Consider the following 15,844-nt stretch of genomic DNA (forward strand, 5'->3'; position numbering starts at 1 on the left):
GAATTTTAGCGGGGTGGCAGAACGTCGCGGAATGGACGCTTACACAACAACGATTAGACCAATAATATAGATAATGTTACGCATAACGGCACTCCTTGCTTTTGCGTTTAAAGGCTTGCTTCAAAGAAAGCAACACCTTGGGATAACATTTCCAGCCTAGCAGTGATTGATAATGTTTGCGTAATTTACCCTCGGCGGGTATTAACTCACTCGCTTAAGAGACAGCCCGACGATTCGTCTCACTCCCCCTTATGCCCAAGACTCATGAGATACAGCGCTGCCGCCAGCGCCAGCACCGAAAGCGCGAGGTAGATGGCTTCCAGTGGCGTCGTGAAACGGATATCCACCACAGCGCGGAAAAACTCAATAATTACCGCCAAAATCACCACGCGGGCAATCTTGTCCTTGAGTTGATCCAGTGAGCCTACGTTAAACGGATGCTTGGGATAGCGCACTTCCGCCTGGTCGATCCGGGAAACAAACAGCCGATAGATACCTAGCCCAAAGATCAGCAGCACAATCGCTATTAAATAAACATCAACGGCGATGATGATGTCCGGCACCAGGGTGTCGTGGATATCTTGAGAGCTATCCACCAGGTAGTAGCGCAGTACGTCACCCACCACGGTTAAGATATCCAGCGTGCCAACAATAAACAGCATCAGTGAACCCAACAGGCTTGGCACTACCGCCAGCATTACTAGAAAGCGCGAATTCCAAAGCACCGTTTCAATCCGCCGCTCCCAGGAGGATTGTTCACGGGGCGTTTTGGGCGCAGGCGGCAGTGCTGAATGTGGCGATGGTGAGTTCGATGATGATGACTCAGACGGTGCTGGATCAGACATGGTGCGTGCTTGCTCCTTTTAAAAAGCCGTCAGCTTAGGCGGCGCTAGGATGATCGTACGCGAACTTATAGCACGTTGATCAGCACAACCGTAAACGTAACTCCGGTGAGTAGAAAACCCAGCGAGAGCATAATGCCGTCTCTGGCGACTAAACCTAAACCAAACAGGGTAAGCGCCAAACCCGCGCCGTTGGCGCTAAACGGAATAAACTCCATCGGCGGCATGGCTAGCGCGATAAGCAGGCACATCACGGCGGTGACGCGTATCCCGATATAGCCAGTCATCCACGCTAGGCGCACACCTAGTAAGCTATCAATCCATGTGGCGGGCTTTTTCATGTAGTGAATAGCTTTATCGAATTTGTTTCGGGCAATAGAGCGTTTTACCAGCCATTTAGGTAACCAAAAAGTTTCCCTGCCGATTAATAACTGAACGGACGTGAGCAACACCAACGCCGCCATAAGCGTTGGCATACCGGGAATATCACCGATGATAGGCGCAAGTGTGATTAGCCCAGCAAGCAACAATAGTGGCCCAAATGAACGCCTGCCCACCGCGTGAACCACGTCGTCTACGCTTACCTTGGCTTTTTCACGCTCCATTCGCTCCATGGTGTTAATCAGTTCGGTTAAGTTCGATGCATCCTGCATATCACTCATTGGCGTTTCTGCGCTCCGAGCCCTGTATCAATGGGTCTATTAATGGTTATGTCGACGGCTGGGGATTTCTGCTGAGCCGGAAGGGAGCCGCTAGGCCTGGGGCGTGCTGGCAAGCTTGCTGCGAATAAAATCACTATGGCTAACGTGTAAAAGATCTGCCAGCCGCCGGATACGGTGCTCTTCGAGCGGGTCGATACTGCCGTCTGCCCAAGCAAGCTGCCACATTAACGCTACCAACTCGCAGCGCTGCTCATAACCGTAGTGCTCTTTTATCAGGCTAACAAACTGGTAATGATCGACGGCATCATCCACTTCTGCTTCCGCCAACGTCATTAACTCGTTAACGTCGCTGTCACTTAAGTGGTAGCGGCTGATTAACATCTGCTTCAGTGCGGCGCGTTCAGCATCGCTTTTATCGTAATCGGCACGCATGACTTCACAGAGCAGCGCCGCCGTTGCGAGTTCTAGCGTCAGGGTTTGATTATCACGCTGCTCAGGTTCTGCCAGCGCGCGTTGGAAGAAATTGCTAATGGCATCCAGCACGGTTTCTCTCCTGTTAATAAACCTGCCACTTCGACTGGCGATATGGCACTTAGTGCCCTTTACGCCTAAGCGCCCACCCTCACCTCACTATTCACCAATCACGATTCACGATTCACCAATCACTCCTTACGCTTCGCCAACTGCTCTTTTAGCTGCTTGGGCACTTGCTTGATAATCAGGCGATCCTGGTTTTCATCGTACTCAATGCTGGACCCGAGCAGGTGGGAGTCAAAACTGATCGATACGCCCCCAGCACGCCCGGTAAAACGGCGAAATTGACTGATAGTACGCTTATCCGGCGGAATCTCTGGAGAAAGGCCGTAGTCAGCATTACGGATATGGTCGTAAAACGCTTTGGGCTGCTTTTCGTCCACCAGCCCCGAAAGTTCTTCTAACGTCATTGGCTCGCCACGGCGCAGCTGCTCGTTGGCGTAGTCAACCAGGGTGTCGGTTTTTTCTCGGCTGGCTTCGTCGTCGTAGTCCTCTTTTTCGACGTAATCACTGAAGGCTTTCAGCAGCGTGCGGGTTTCAGCAGGAGCATCAATGCCCTCTTCCATTCCCAGCAGCGCTATCAAGCCATCGGCTAGCTTTTTGCCGCCGCGGTCTTTTAAAAACGACACATATTGTGCGCTTTCAGAATCGCTCTGCCACTGGGTAAGGTTTACCCGTGCCGCCAAGGTGAGCTGGCTGGTATTAAGCTGCGCGGCGGGCACTGCTTGGTGCTCTGCGTTAATGCCAATACCTTCCCGCTGATGAACTAAGCCTAAAAACAGCGTCTCGGTATCGCCCTGGCGTAGATGTGCGAACACTAAGTAGCCGCTAACGGAGAGCTGCTCTTGCAGTGTTTGCGCCAAGCGTTCGGCAATCGCAATAGAAAGCTGGGTAAAATCTTGCTCTTCTGCCATATACGCCCGAAGCCAAGCTACCAGCGGACCAGCCTGCTCGCCCTGCTCAGCAAATCGCCCCCACCCTTTGGCTTTGGTGTTGTAGGTGTCATTTAGCGAATTCACCAAGCTTGCCATCACAGGATCGTCGTTGGCCGCGGGTGTTGACGCAGGTGCCGCCGTGACGGTCAAACGTTCACCATCTAGTGATGGATCAAGGCGGTGCACAATACTTTGCAGTAGCGGCATAAGCGGGAGTTACCTTTTATTTAAGAGCGATTTAGCTAAGAACGGTTGATTAAAAAAACAAATCATCAAAAGAGCGGTGTTGGCAAAGAACCGCTCAACAGGCAATCCGCAGGTTTAGGGCTTTAAGCGATAACCGGTGCGGAAAATCCAGGCAATGGTGGCAAGGCTGGCCGCAAGGAAGAGCATGATCATCGCCACGCTGGCCGCTAAGCTAACATCGCCAATGCCGTAGAAGCTCCAACGGAATCCACTGACCAAGTAGACCACGGGGTTGGCTAACGTCACGGTTTGCCAAAACGGCGGCAGCATATCAATAGAGTAGAAACTCCCCCCCAAAAACGTTAGCGGGGTGATCACCAGCAAAGGCACCAACTGCAGCTTGTCGAAACCATCTGCCCAAATGCCGATAATAAAGCCCAGCAGGCTGAAGGTGACCGCGGTCAGTATCAGGAAGGTGAGCATCCAAATCGGATGAGCGATCTCCAGTGGCACAAATAAGCTGGACGTTGCCAGGATAATCAGCCCCAGAATGATCGATTTCGAGGCAGCAGCGCCCACATAACCGACCACCACTTCTAAATAAGAGATGGGCGCTGAGAGAATTTCATAAATGCTGCCGGAGAACTTCGGGAAGAAAATCCCAAACGAGGCATTAGAGACACTCTGAGTAAGTAGCATCAGCATAATCAGACCGGGCACAATAAAGGCCCCGTAGCTGACCCCGTTAATTTCGCTGATGCGTGAACCAATCGCCGCGCCAAACACCACAAAGTAAAGCGAGGTTGAAATCACTGGCGACACAATGCTTTGCAGCAAGGTACGGCGAGTACGCGCCATTTCTGCCATATAAATGGCACGAACGGGGTAGAGATTCATGGGCGCTCCTTTACCAAGTCGACGAAAATATCTTCCAACGAGCTTTGCCGGGTGTGCAGGTCTTTAAAGCCAATGCCCGCCCTTTCCAACTGAGTGAGCAGCGCAGAAATACCGCGCCCATCCTCTTCCTGACGGCCATCGTAGGTGTACACCAACTCATAGCCATCTGCTGCCAAACTCAGCTCGTCTTGATCAAGGGACGCAGGCAATGCAGAGAGCGGCGTGTGCAGCTGAAGCGTTAGTTGCTTGCTGCCAAGCTTGTTCATCAGCGCTGCTTTCTCTTCCACCAACACAATCTCACCGCGGTTGATGACACCAATGCGGTCGGCCATTTCTTCGGCTTCTTCAATGTAATGGGTGGTGAGAATGATCGTGACACCATTATCCCGCAGCCCGCGCACCACTTCCCACATATCACGGCGTAGCTCGACGTCTACCCCAGCAGTGGGTTCATCTAGGAATAGAATGCGTGGTTCATGAGAGAGCGCTTTGGCGATCAATACACGGCGCTTCATGCCACCGGAAAGGGTCATCAAACGATTGTTGCGTTTGTCCCACAAGGCCAGCGACTTAAGCACTTTCTCGATATGCGCTGGATTCGGCGGCTTACCAAACAAGCCTCGGCTAAAACTGACCGTATTCCATACCGTTTCAAAGGCTTCGTTGGTCAGCTCTTGAGGTACAAGACCAATACGTTCACGGGCCTGACGATAGTGGCTAACGCTATCATAGCCATCGACTAACACGTGGCCCTGGGTTGGATTCACCAGCCCGCACACCACGCTGATTAACGTTGTTTTGCCCGCCCCGTTGGGGCCAAGCAGGGCAAAAATTTCACCGCGTTGAATGGTTAAATCCACACGGCTAAGAGCTTGAAAGCCACCTTCGTAGGTTTTGTTCAAGCCTTCAATAGTAATAATGGGATCGTTCAAGGCGTGCTCCTCACACCGCGACAGCATTGCCGCGGTGCTTGACGGATGTTCGGCGCCATTAACTGCGGCTGGTAATTTCCAACAGGTGGTAACCAAACTGGGTTTTGACCGGGCCGTGTACCTTGTTCAGGTCACCGCTGAAAACGACCTTGTCGAATTCCGGTACCATTTGGCCGGGGCCAAAGCTACCCAGGTCACCGCCTTGACGGCCAGAAGGGCAGCTAGAGTGCTGCTTGGCCACTTCTGCGAAATCACGACCGTTTTCGATCTCTTGCTTCAGTGTGTTGCACTGCTCTTCACTGCTTACCAAAATATGACGGGCGCTGGCACGTGCCATAACAAACTCCTAAGTAATAAAAAAAGAACCTACATAATCTGTTGCTGTTTCATTTTGCCATAACCGTCATCGCGGGTGCGCTTCGCTTACCACGCGCTACAAAACCTATGGCACCTACCGTAGCGCGGTGTAACGAATCTCGCGAGGTACGAGCGAATGAGGCACCCGCGTCGTTAGCCACCAAGCGCTACAACTTTCCAACGACAGGCCGTGAAACATCAACAGAGCATTGGCTCAGTTTATCATGCTGGTACGGCGTTAGGTGCTAGCGTTAGCTTGATTAAAGGTCAGCTAATGCACCACTAAAACGTAGCGCATCACCAACACTTGCCAAGGCGCGTTCGTGGGCGCTTACCGACAGCGGGCCTCGGCTACAGGCGACAATTACCCAAGACCTCTGGGCTGACGAAATGCGCGAGGCAATACCCGCATCGCAGCTACGACGGTGCTGGGTACCGGTCTTATGGGCAAAATGAATGTCACTGCCCAACCCTTGTTTCAAGCGGCGCTCGCCAGAGGAAGTACGGCTCAATACCGCCAGCAGCGTTTGGCGCTGCTCGGTATTCAAATCCGTCATACCTCCATGGTGAAGCGAGGCTAGTACATCCCCGAAGGCGCGCAACGTGCCTGCGTTCTCACCCGTGGCTTCGTAGGCATCAAAGGCGCGGTCGTAGTCAGGCTGCTCGAAGGCATCTTGGCGCACGCTAAGGGCACGGGCTAACGCTTCCGGTCGCTGGCTAACACTGTGCTTGCGCAGCGCCATAAAATCTAAACCCTCTAAGTCTTGGGCATCTGGATGAAGCTGGCCATACACACCTTGGCGTACGCCAACGAGCTTGCTAATCGGCCCTATATGACCGGGCCTTCCTCCGCTCGCTGCCACCATGGCCTTTGCCCGTTCATTCACTGCTTCAAGCCCTACACGATCAATCAGCATATCCGACGCAGTGTTATCGCTAACGGTGATCATCTGTTCCAACAAATAACCAATAGAAATAGGCGTGCCTGGATCATGCCAGTTAACCGGGCCTGCACCATCCACATAGTCGCTGCGCGCCAGGGTAATCCGCTCATCAAGAGCTAACCTGCCAGCTTGGCGTTCGGCCAACACTTGGGCAGCCACCGGTACCTTTATCAGCGAGGCCAAATACCATGGCTCATCGGCTTTCCAGGAATAGGCTTCACCACTGGCCAAATTCTGCACATACACGCCCAGCTGCCCACCAAACACCTCTTCGATGGCGGCCATGCGGGCGTTTAAGTCACCCTGCCAGCGGCTCTGTTTATCGACTGCATAATACCAATCTGCATGAACGGGCAGTGCTATTAACAGCGCTACTACCATCAGCCCGCGCTGTATCCAGTGTCGCAAATCGTCAACTCCCGTTAGTTTGCTCGCGTTTAGCGATGAGCCGCCATCCAGCGGGTTAGCCAAATCCACAGCGCGGCGCCGAGTATTAACAAACCACCAATGCCAAGTGCCTGCGGGTAGCTGTAGGCACCCTCGCCTTCCAATAAAAAACGCAGTACCAGAAAAATCATCACGATATGGAAGATAAAGGCTTTGAGCGCATCACTACCGACGAGCGTGATCGGCAACAGTACTTTCGCAGCGGCTGCGCCACCCGCTAAGGCAAGCCCAAGCAGCACCAACGCGCCACCCACGCTAAACAGCATAAAGTTTATCCCTGGCGGGTGTTTTCCCACATTACGAGCCACCGCCATCATCGCACCATGAACATCGCCCCCGGCGATGGCTATGCCATAAAAAGCGCCGACCATCAGCGCCCCCGACCCTGCCAGCCAAAGAATTAAACGGCGGCGTAAGGTGGCATCGAAATAGCAGCGTAACAGCGCTTCGCCGATCAATAAGCCAGACAATATTAGTGGGGCGCGGCTAAGCTGTCCCCAGGCATAGTGCTCTTCATGATCCACCAGAAACGCTTTTAAGAGCTCGTAGCCCCCAAAGGAAAAGCCTTGTAACCACGCTGAAAGCGCCGTTAATCCTGCGATGGTCGCCAAACGTCCCCACAGTGGCGTTCGCGCCCACAGCGGCAATATTAATGGCACCCATAATAAGGCAATGGCGTAAAAACCGAGAATCTCTACCCAGATAGCAAATCGCCCATAGAGCAGCGTATTAACAATATCGCTTGGCGAGCTAAAGGGTAGCATTTCGATAATAATCAGCGATTTATACCAAAACCAAACCTCAATGGCCCTTACCCATAGCTTTAATCGCCGCCGAGGCCAATCGTCACTTTGCGTGTAAGCAAGGAAGGCCACCGCCAGCGCTATGCCGAACACTAGAATAAATAGTGAGGACGAGAACTTAGTCAAAAAGTGGATAGGCACCATGCCCCAGTCGGGCACATGACGCATGCCTACTAAACCACTAACGGCATGACTGATAATCATCAGCCCAATGGCAATACCACGCGCGAGATCAATCGCTTCGATTCGTCCTTGCGCTTTAGGAAGCTGTGGAACCTCCTTCCAGTTCAACACGTCGGCAACGTCCTTGTGGCTGATGTTAGTAATAGAACTCTAACCATAGCCTATTCATTCCCCACCCCCTATTTAACATCTTTTAACGCAAAAATGCCCCGCAACTGGCGGGGCATTTCATGGCTCATCCGTGAACCGGAATAGAAGTTAATCCTTTAGCAGTCATGAGTTACCAACCGGAATCATCTTCCTCTTCAGTTTCCCATGTGTCTTGCTCTTCTTCTTCCTCTTCATAAGTGAATTCTTGCTCTTCCTCTTCGTACTCGGTCGTTATACCTTCATTAGTAGCGCCTTCAGTGGTGGCACCTTGCTCTTGATCAGAGTCGAAAGAGTTGTAAGCGCCCTGCTCATCCTGGGTCGTTTCTTCCTGAGGAGCGGGCTCGTAATCATCGTTGCCTTCCATGCCAGCAAAGGCCAGCGGGCTAGCGATTAAACCAAACGATACGCCTAAAATGCCAAGTTTCTTGAGAGCTTCCTTTTTCATAGTCATGCCTCCTGATATGGCTTCGCTTTCACTTCAGTTTTCGGTAATCAAAAAATTCGATAATTTGAAAACGTTGGTTAGTGGCAAGAACATCGCGTCTTTCTAACACTCTGCTCTTGCCTAATACACTGCATCCGCCATACCAGGAAATGCCAAAAAAAATAAAAAATACTATAAATACAATTACTTGAATAAAAATCGTGCATGCCAATCTAATGACGCAGCGATCTTTAATTAGTGATTTATTGTTTATCAATGACACATGAGCCCCGCTGCAGCATGACAAACGAGGTTTGGGGGATTAATACCCCATCACCCGAGGCAGCCACGTGGCAAGGCCAGGTATCGCGATCAACACTAAAATGGTGGCCAGAATAGGAAGCAAAAACGGCAACACCGCTTTAACTACTTGCCCGTAGCGTAGCCGCGTAATGCCCACCATTAGAAACAACACCGTGCCAAAGGGCGGTGTGATAACCCCCACTGAAAGCGTAATGACCATCACAATGCCGAAATGGACAGGGTCTAACCCCGCGCTTAGCGCAGCAGGCACCACAATGGGAGTGAAGATCAGGATGCTCTCGATGACCGACATGAAACAGCCGATAAGCAGGAAAAACAGCGCAAAGCAGAGCAGCAACGCAATCGTCGGCATATCGATGCTGGCCACCTGTCCCGCCAACGCTTGTGGAATACCCATGCGTACCAAAATCCAGCCGTAAAAACTGGATACCGCAATAATCAGCAGAATCACGGCGCTGAACATAAGGGTACGTTGGAAAGCATTAAACAAGTCGCGCAAGCTTAAGTCGCGATAGATCAGGCCGCCTAAAATAACCGCATAGAGCGAGGCAATGGCACCCGCTTCCGTTGGCGTAAAGAAGCCCCCCCAAATACCACCGACAATAATGGCGGGCATCATCAAGGGCAGAATAGCGCGCTTGCCGGTTCGAACGACCTCGCAGGCATCAAACGGTGTAGGCTTAGGCATCACTACTTTGCCTGTTGCCCCGAGCATTACCGTCATTCCCATCAGCAATAATGCCATCAAAATACCGGGCAGTAGCCCCGCCATAAACAGCCCGCCGATACTCACGTTGGCCAGCCAGCCATACACTACTAGCGCAATACTGGGCGGCAGAATCGGCCCAATCACGCTAGAGGCGGCGGTAATTCCAGTGGCGTAACCCAAATCATAGCCACGCTCTTTCATGGCTTTAATTTCAATGCTGCCAAGCCCCGCCGCGTCAGCCACGGCAGTACCCGACATGGTGGCAAAAATAGAGCTGGCCACTACGTTAGCGTGACCAAGACCGCCTTTGGTAAAGCCTACTAATGCCGTGGCGAAGTCAAAAATACGCGTGGTTGTTGAGCCAATATTCATAATATTGGCTGCCAAAATAAACAGCGGAATGGCCAACAGCGTAAAATTGTTGAGCGTTTGCACCATCCGCAGTGGCAGTAGCTCAACGGGCAACCCTCCGGTACCGGTGAATACCAAAGCAATAAATGAAGTAACACCGATGGCAACCACAACAGGCAGCCCGATAGCCATTAGAACCAGCAGGCCGCCAACAAAAATTAGTAATTCAGTCATGGTGCCGTCACCTCTTCTTCGCGGGGTGCTTCAAGCCAGAAAACCGGGCCGCGCAGCGTTTTCCAAAGGGCGATGACCGCCATGCTTGCGAAGCTAAAGAAGATACCGTAGTAGAGGTAGCTGAAACTAATACTTAACGAAACGGTTTTATTGTTGGCGCTCATATCCGACATAATCCACGCGCCCCATGCCGCGAGCAGAAAAAAGCCGCAAGAGATCAGCGAAGTAAGGCGATACTGTATATTTTTACCTAAGCTAGAAAGTTTGTGGCTGAACAGGTCAACCACTAAATGCTCACTGCGTACCCACGCAGAGATAGACCCAAAGCCAATGGCATAAATGGCCAGCAGTGACGCAACTTCTTCTGTCCAGGGCATCCCCAACCCAAGTAAGTCACGGGCTACCACTGCAGACACAATGAGCAGTAATATCGCGGCCATTAACGTCACCCCCACCCCATCGCAAAGACGGGTGGTGTAACGCAACACATAAAAAGCGATTCTATCCGGCCCGTTTCTGGGCGGCATAGCTGAATCCACGGGAACGCTCCTGAGGCTTAATAAGGCTTAAATAGGTATCTTTTAAAACTACAACGACGGCCTGATAGGCCGCCGTTGTTCATTTAGCACAAGCAATTACTGGCTTTCATTACCTAACGCATCTTCACGCACGCCATCAGCCATATCGGCCATGACACGATCAATCGCAGGCAACGCCGCTTCGCGGAAAGCTTCAATATCGGGTTCGATAATCGTCATGCCCTCTTCCTGTAGCGCCGTCAGGTAGTACTCATCAAGCTCACGCTCACGCTCCGAACCATGCTCCCTGGCGACATGGATGGCTTCCTCGATCAACGCTTGATCTTCCGCCTCTAGCCCATCCCACCAGCGTGAACTGGCTACCCAGTTCCAAGGGAACTGCACGTGACTGGTCATAATGATGTGATCCTGCACTTCCCACAGGCGGCGGGTATAGGGCGAGGAGAGCGAGTTTTCATGGCCATCGACTTGACCTGTTTGCATGGCCAAGTAAATTTCCGGCGCGGGAACGTTAACTACCTGAGCGCCGATCTCCTCCCACACCTCAAGCCACACGGGAAGCGATGGCAGGCGTAAACGGAAGCCGTCTAAGTCTTCAGGGCTATTGATCGCCTTGTTGGCAGTCATGTGGCGTGGGCCACGGTGTTGGGTGCCGAAATATTTAAGACCACCCTGATTTTCAGCCTGCTCAATCAATGCCTGGCCGGAAGGGCTTTCCATATAGGCATCGACTTCGTCCCAGGTTGAAAAAACAAACGGCACGGTAATAGCGTCATACTCTGGCGCATACTGCTGGCGCCAGTTGCCGCCAGTGATAGAAATCTGGGTTTGACCTAAGTTGAGCAGTTCCAGCACCGCGTTTTCACCGCCGAGTGAACCTGCTAGAAAAGGACGCACCTCAAAACGGCCTGGAGCCTGCTCTTCTAGGTATTCGGCAAAGCGCTCGACTGCTGCGCTTTCAGAGCCGCCTTCGCTCATGGTGTTGTTAACTTGAATTTCGATCGGGTTTGCCAAGGCAAAGGGGGCCGCCGTTAGCATACCCAGGGTGGCCAGCGTGGTAAGCAATGTTGTCCGCATAGGATGACTCTCTACGGTTGTCGTTATTGGATGTGGTTATGGTTATTAAGCGTGATACTTATCACAGCATTTTTGCTGTTTGATTGATCTTGAAACAAGCAGCCAAGCGGCTCAAATCGACGTTTATGAAGGCTGACTTCGTCAAATACGATGGCTAGAAACGCCGCTATAGCGCGCTAAACTACGCACCCTATTATCAGCATACGACCAAAGATGAATACCCACTGCACCCTTAGGCTATCTCAATGGCGCTTGTCTGCTGTTTTTAGCCGCGGCTTCAACCGCCATTTTCGCCAGGAGCTTTCATCATGCACGAAGTCGCACCCGTCGTGTTTATTACCGGCGCCACTTCTGGAATCGGCCTTGCTTGTGCCCACCGTTTTGCCCAAGCGGGCTGGTCACTGGTGTTAACAGGACGGCGTCAAACTCGCTTAGAGACGCTCTATAACTCACTGAAAAACAGCGTACCTGTGCACATCGCTCAATTGGATGTCAGTAACCCACAAGACGTTGCCAACGTGGTTGCGGCGTTGCCAGAACGCTTTCAGCACGTGCATACACTGATCAATAATGCAGGACTAGCGCTGGGTAAGGGGCCAGCACAAAACGCTGAGCTGGATGATTGGCACCGCATGATTGATACCAACGTAAAAGGGTTAGTGACTGTCACACGCCACCTATTGCCCAAGCTCATCGCCGCTGGCCCTGGCTCAACGGTCATTAACCTGGGTTCTATCGCCGCTCATACGCCTTACCCTGGTGGGCATGTGTATGGCGCCACCAAAGCCTTTGTAGAACAATTTAGCTATAACCTGCGCTGCGACGTTGGCCCCCAGGGCGTTAGAGTGACCGACCTCGCCCCGGGGATGACAGCGAGTGAATTTACGCTGGTTCGCATGAAAGGTGACCACCAGATAGCCGATAGCTACTACGCAGGAGCGGAACCACTTCAGCCTGAGGATATCGCCGACCAAGCGTTCCATGTAGCCTCACTTCCGCCGCATATCAATATCACGCGCTTAGAAGTGATACCGCTTTGTCAGCAGTGGTCGGCCCCCTCGATACTGCGGGATTAAGCGCCGATTTGATGAACTTTATAACGCTGAATGCTTTTCTGCGGTCAGCAGGTCCACCATGTGCCTTGCCGTGACAGGAAGCGTCGCGTAGCGGCGCACGCCAATCACAAGCTCCCGTTGGGCCCAGGCGTCGCTCAACGGGATGCTCTTAAGCTGCAGATCACCTAGCTCGCGGTAGATCGTTTGTTCTGGCAGCACGCCGACCCCCATGCCATGGTGAATCATGCGGCAAATAGCATCAAAGCTACGTACCTGAATGCGCATTCGCAGCGCTCTTCCCGATAGATTAGCCTGCTCAAGCAATAGCGCTTGCAGTGACGCATCTTGCTGCAAACCGATGAAGTCGAAAGCGAGCGCTTCATTGAAGGCAATACTGCTTCGCTCCGCTAACGGGTGTTTATCAGGCGTTACTAGCACTAAGCGATCACGCCGATACGGAATTATCTGTAAGTCTGGCGCAGCCACATGCCCAGCAAAAATGCCAATATCGGTTAAGCCATCCCGTACAGCGGCAATAATTTCATTACTAACCCGCTCTTGCAGATCGATTTTGATTTCAGGGTAGTGACGAGAGAACGCGCTGAGATCTTGGGGAAGAAACGCGATGATCGCCGAGGTGTTGGAATGAATACGCACATGCCCACGCACGCCTTCACCATATTCGCTAAGTTCTGCCTGTAAGCGTTCAACATTGTCGAGTATGCGCCGCGCATGATGTAAAAACGCATGCCCTGCCGGGGTTAGCTCCACGCCACGGGGTTTACGGTAAAGTAGCGTTGCTCCGACCAAGCTTTCAAGATCGCTCATTCGCTTGCTAACGGCGGCAAGGGCTAGATGTTCGCGTTCGGCAGCCGCGGTCAAGCGGCCTTCGTCTGCAACAGAGATAAACAGCTTGAGCGTAAAAAAATCAAAGCGGCGCAACTCGGCAAACTCCTGAAAAGTAACCTGACTATGCTAGCGCATACCTTCGCCAGTCACGAAACCTTTGTTACCCATTGCCTAATTGTCGCGCCTAAGCGGCTCACGCATGCTGGTAGGCAACAATATTAACGACACGACCAGGAGAGCCTTAATGCATGCTCCCGAAGCGCGCCAGCTTCCCTTAGAAGGCCTGAAAGTCCTTGAACTTGGGCAGCTCATTGCAGGCCCATTTGCGACCAAGCTGTTGGGCGAATTTGGTGCCGATGTGATTAAAATTGAGCCACCTGGCACCGGCGACCCCCTTCGCAAATGGCGAATGCTTGAGGAAGGCACCTCGCTTTGGTGGCACGTACAGAGCCGTAACAAACGCTCGGTGGCGCTGGACTTGCGCAGTGAAGAGGGCCAAGCGCTGGTGCGCGAACTCGCTACCGAGGCTGATGTGGTGGTGGAAAACTTCCGCCCTGGCACATTAGATAACTGGGGGCTGGGCTGGCAAGCGCTCTCAAAACTCAACCCACGATTAATCATGGTGCATATTTCCGGCTACGGACAAACGGGGCCTTACCGCGACAAGCCCGGCTTTGGTGTGGTGGGTGAAGCCATGGGCGGGCTGCGTTATCTCACCGGTCAGCCGGGAGAGCCTTCCGTCAGGGTAGGTGTGAGCATTGGTGATTCGCTGTCCGCGCTATACGCTGTCATTGGCACCTTGCTGGCACTGCAAGAGCGCAACCGCAGCGGCCTGGGACAAGAGATCGACGTGGCGCTGTATGAGTCAGTATTTGCCATGATGGAGAGCCTACTGCCGGAATTCGATGCCAGCGGCCAGGTGCGCGAACCTAGCGGCAGCGCCCTCCCCGGCATTACGCCTTCTAACGCTTACCGCTGCCAAGGAGGCGATTACGTACTGATTGCCGGTAACGGCGACAGCATTTTCAAACGCTTGATGGGCGTGATTGGCCGTGATGATCTGGCCAACGACCCCGCGCTAGCCCACAACGATGGCCGCAGTCAGCAGGCTGAAATGATCGACGCAGCGATTCAAGCGTGGTCTGAAGAGCGCCCAAGAGAGGCGATTCTTAAAGCGCTGGATGAGGCGCGTGTGCCAGCAGGCTATCCGTACACCGCCGAAGATATTGCCTTTGACCCCCATTACTTGGCGCGGGAAATGATTCAAACCTTCACCCGCCCCAACGGCAAACCATTAAAAGTACCCGGTGTACTGCCCAAACTTAGCGCTACCCCAGGGCGGATCGGAGATGGCGGCCCGGCGCTTGGCCAGCATACCGATGACGTGCTGGATGAACTGGGTATTGACCAGGAAACCCGCGCCAAACTGCGTCAAGCGGGCATTATTTAAGGAGAGCGCTATGCACAAGTCCACGAGTCAACCCATGCCCTGTCCGACAAGAATAGAAATTAATGAAGTCGCCCCGCGTGACGGCCTGCAGATTGAAGCGCGCTTTGTCCCCACAGACGATAAGATCCGCTGGATCGACGCACTCTCCACCACCGGCCTGCGGCGCATCGAGGCCACCTCGTTTACGTCACCCAAAGCGATTCCTAACCTGCGCGATGCTGCGGATGTTGTCACTGGTATTCAGCGCCGGGCAGGCGTCGATATCAGCGTCTTAGTGCCTAACCTTAAGGGCACAGAGCGTGCGCTTGCCTGCCAGGTGGATGAAATTAATTTGGTGATGTCGGCAAGCGATAGCCATGGCCTGGCAAACCTTCGCATGACGCCAGAGCAGTCGCTTGAGCAATTTGCCGCGATTGTGGAGGCCTGCCAAGGCAGCGGCGTGTTTATCAACGCCTCGCTTTCGACCACCTTTGGCTGCCCATTTGAAGGCGAGGTGCCTGAAACGCGGGTGCTTACGCTGGTGGAACAACTGATCGCGCTGGGCATTCAAGGCGTTACGCTATGCGACACCACGGGCATGGCCAACCCAGCCCAGGTGAGGCGCCTGTGTGACGCTGTGCTTGAGCGCTGGCCGGAAACGCCGTTCACGCTGCACTTTCACAACACGCGCGGCATGGGCTTAGCCAACGCGCTGGCGGCGTGGCAGGCGGGCATTAGCCGCTTTGATGCGTCGTTAGGTGGGCTGGGGGGCTGCCCCTTTGCCCCAGGCGCTAGCGGTAATGTATGCACCGAAGACTTAGTGCATATGTTTGCAGCGATGGGGGTCGATACGGGCGTCGATCTAGATGCGCTGCTTGACGTTGCCGCCAGCCTACCGACACTTATCGGCCACGATGTGCCCGGACAAGTGGTAAAAGCCGGGAAGTCATCCCGGCGTTATGCTATGCCCGACCGTTAGTC

Annotated in this window: 17 protein-coding genes; 3 read left to right on the forward strand and 14 right to left on the reverse strand. The window is 53.1% G+C overall.

What is annotated here, in order from left to right:
• Positions 1 to 239: 239 nt before the first annotated feature.
• The 13 genes from INT21_RS04005 to INT21_RS04065 form a co-directional block, all read right to left on the reverse strand.
• Positions 240 to 845, reverse strand: a complete 606-nt coding sequence (locus INT21_RS04005) for a YqhA family protein (protein WP_226912666.1) — start codon at positions 843 to 845, stop codon at positions 240 to 242.
• Between the two features lie 65 nt (positions 846 to 910).
• Entirely contained in the window at positions 911 to 1,504 is a 594-nt protein-coding gene (locus INT21_RS04010; protein WP_193060796.1) for an exopolysaccharide biosynthesis protein, read from the reverse strand.
• Between the two features lie 90 nt (positions 1,505 to 1,594).
• A complete protein-coding gene (locus INT21_RS04015) occupies positions 1,595 to 2,047 on the reverse strand; it encodes a tellurite resistance TerB family protein (RefSeq protein WP_089040734.1) in 453 nt (150 codons plus the stop codon).
• Positions 2,048 to 2,166: 119 nt separating this feature from the next.
• Complete coding sequence (yejK, locus tag INT21_RS04020) at positions 2,167 to 3,180, reverse strand: nucleoid-associated protein YejK (RefSeq protein WP_193060795.1); 1,014 nt, start codon at positions 3,178 to 3,180, stop codon at positions 2,167 to 2,169.
• 114 nt (positions 3,181 to 3,294) lie between these two features.
• Complete coding sequence (locus tag INT21_RS04025; protein WP_193060794.1) at positions 3,295 to 4,056, reverse strand: ABC transporter permease; 762 nt, start codon at positions 4,054 to 4,056, stop codon at positions 3,295 to 3,297.
• Entirely contained in the window at positions 4,053 to 4,988 is a 936-nt protein-coding gene (locus INT21_RS04030) for an ABC transporter ATP-binding protein (protein ID WP_193060793.1), read from the reverse strand. Before INT21_RS04030 ends, INT21_RS04025 begins: the two co-directional genes overlap by 4 nt.
• A 58-nt stretch (positions 4,989 to 5,046) precedes the next feature.
• Complete coding sequence (locus INT21_RS04035; protein ID WP_009722821.1) at positions 5,047 to 5,325, reverse strand: peptidylprolyl isomerase; 279 nt, start codon at positions 5,323 to 5,325, stop codon at positions 5,047 to 5,049.
• Between the two features lie 280 nt (positions 5,326 to 5,605).
• Positions 5,606 to 6,670 (reverse strand): serine hydrolase, encoded by a 1,065-nt coding sequence (locus INT21_RS04040; RefSeq protein WP_193060110.1) that lies wholly within the window; start codon positions 6,668 to 6,670, stop codon positions 5,606 to 5,608.
• Positions 6,671 to 6,726: 56 nt separating this feature from the next.
• Positions 6,727 to 7,833 (reverse strand): heparan-alpha-glucosaminide N-acetyltransferase domain-containing protein, encoded by a 1,107-nt coding sequence (locus tag INT21_RS04045; RefSeq protein ID WP_193060101.1) that lies wholly within the window; start codon positions 7,831 to 7,833, stop codon positions 6,727 to 6,729.
• Positions 7,834 to 8,002: 169 nt separating this feature from the next.
• Positions 8,003 to 8,317 (reverse strand): hypothetical protein, encoded by a 315-nt coding sequence (locus tag INT21_RS04050; protein WP_193060100.1) that lies wholly within the window; start codon positions 8,315 to 8,317, stop codon positions 8,003 to 8,005.
• A gap of 301 nt (positions 8,318 to 8,618) precedes the next feature.
• Positions 8,619 to 9,914, reverse strand: coding sequence for a TRAP transporter large permease (locus INT21_RS04055; protein WP_193060099.1), 1,296 nt, complete (start codon positions 9,912 to 9,914; stop codon positions 8,619 to 8,621).
• A complete protein-coding gene (locus INT21_RS04060) occupies positions 9,911 to 10,441 on the reverse strand; it encodes a TRAP transporter small permease (protein ID WP_226912500.1) in 531 nt (176 codons plus the stop codon). The genes INT21_RS04055 and INT21_RS04060 overlap by 4 nt, the downstream gene beginning before the upstream one ends.
• A gap of 108 nt (positions 10,442 to 10,549) precedes the next feature.
• On the reverse strand, positions 10,550 to 11,530 hold the full coding sequence (locus INT21_RS04065; protein WP_095603725.1) for a TRAP transporter substrate-binding protein: 981 nt from the start codon (positions 11,528 to 11,530) through the stop codon (positions 10,550 to 10,552).
• A 308-nt stretch (positions 11,531 to 11,838) separates the two neighbouring features.
• On the opposite strand from INT21_RS04065, the gene INT21_RS04070 reads away from it, so the two are divergent.
• On the forward strand, positions 11,839 to 12,606 hold the full coding sequence (locus tag INT21_RS04070) for an SDR family NAD(P)-dependent oxidoreductase (RefSeq protein WP_193060097.1): 768 nt from the start codon (positions 11,839 to 11,841) through the stop codon (positions 12,604 to 12,606).
• A gap of 18 nt (positions 12,607 to 12,624) precedes the next feature.
• Here the strand turns inward: INT21_RS04070 and INT21_RS04075 are convergent, their stop codons facing one another.
• Positions 12,625 to 13,527, reverse strand: a complete 903-nt coding sequence (locus tag INT21_RS04075; protein ID WP_038478477.1) for a LysR family transcriptional regulator — start codon at positions 13,525 to 13,527, stop codon at positions 12,625 to 12,627.
• A 151-nt stretch (positions 13,528 to 13,678) separates the two neighbouring features.
• On the opposite strand from INT21_RS04075, the gene INT21_RS04080 reads away from it, so the two are divergent.
• The gene (locus INT21_RS04080; protein WP_193060096.1) at positions 13,679 to 14,884 is read left to right on the forward strand and encodes a CaiB/BaiF CoA transferase family protein; all 1,206 of its coding nucleotides are present in this window, start codon (positions 13,679 to 13,681) and stop codon (positions 14,882 to 14,884) included.
• A gap of 10 nt (positions 14,885 to 14,894) precedes the next feature.
• The gene (locus INT21_RS04085) at positions 14,895 to 15,842 is read left to right on the forward strand and encodes a hydroxymethylglutaryl-CoA lyase (RefSeq protein ID WP_226912494.1); all 948 of its coding nucleotides are present in this window, start codon (positions 14,895 to 14,897) and stop codon (positions 15,840 to 15,842) included.
• Positions 15,843 to 15,844 lie beyond the last annotated feature (2 nt).

Source organism: Halomonas sp. 3F2F (assembly GCF_014897805.1).
In the GTDB taxonomy this organism is placed as follows: domain Bacteria; phylum Pseudomonadota; class Gammaproteobacteria; order Pseudomonadales; family Halomonadaceae; genus Vreelandella.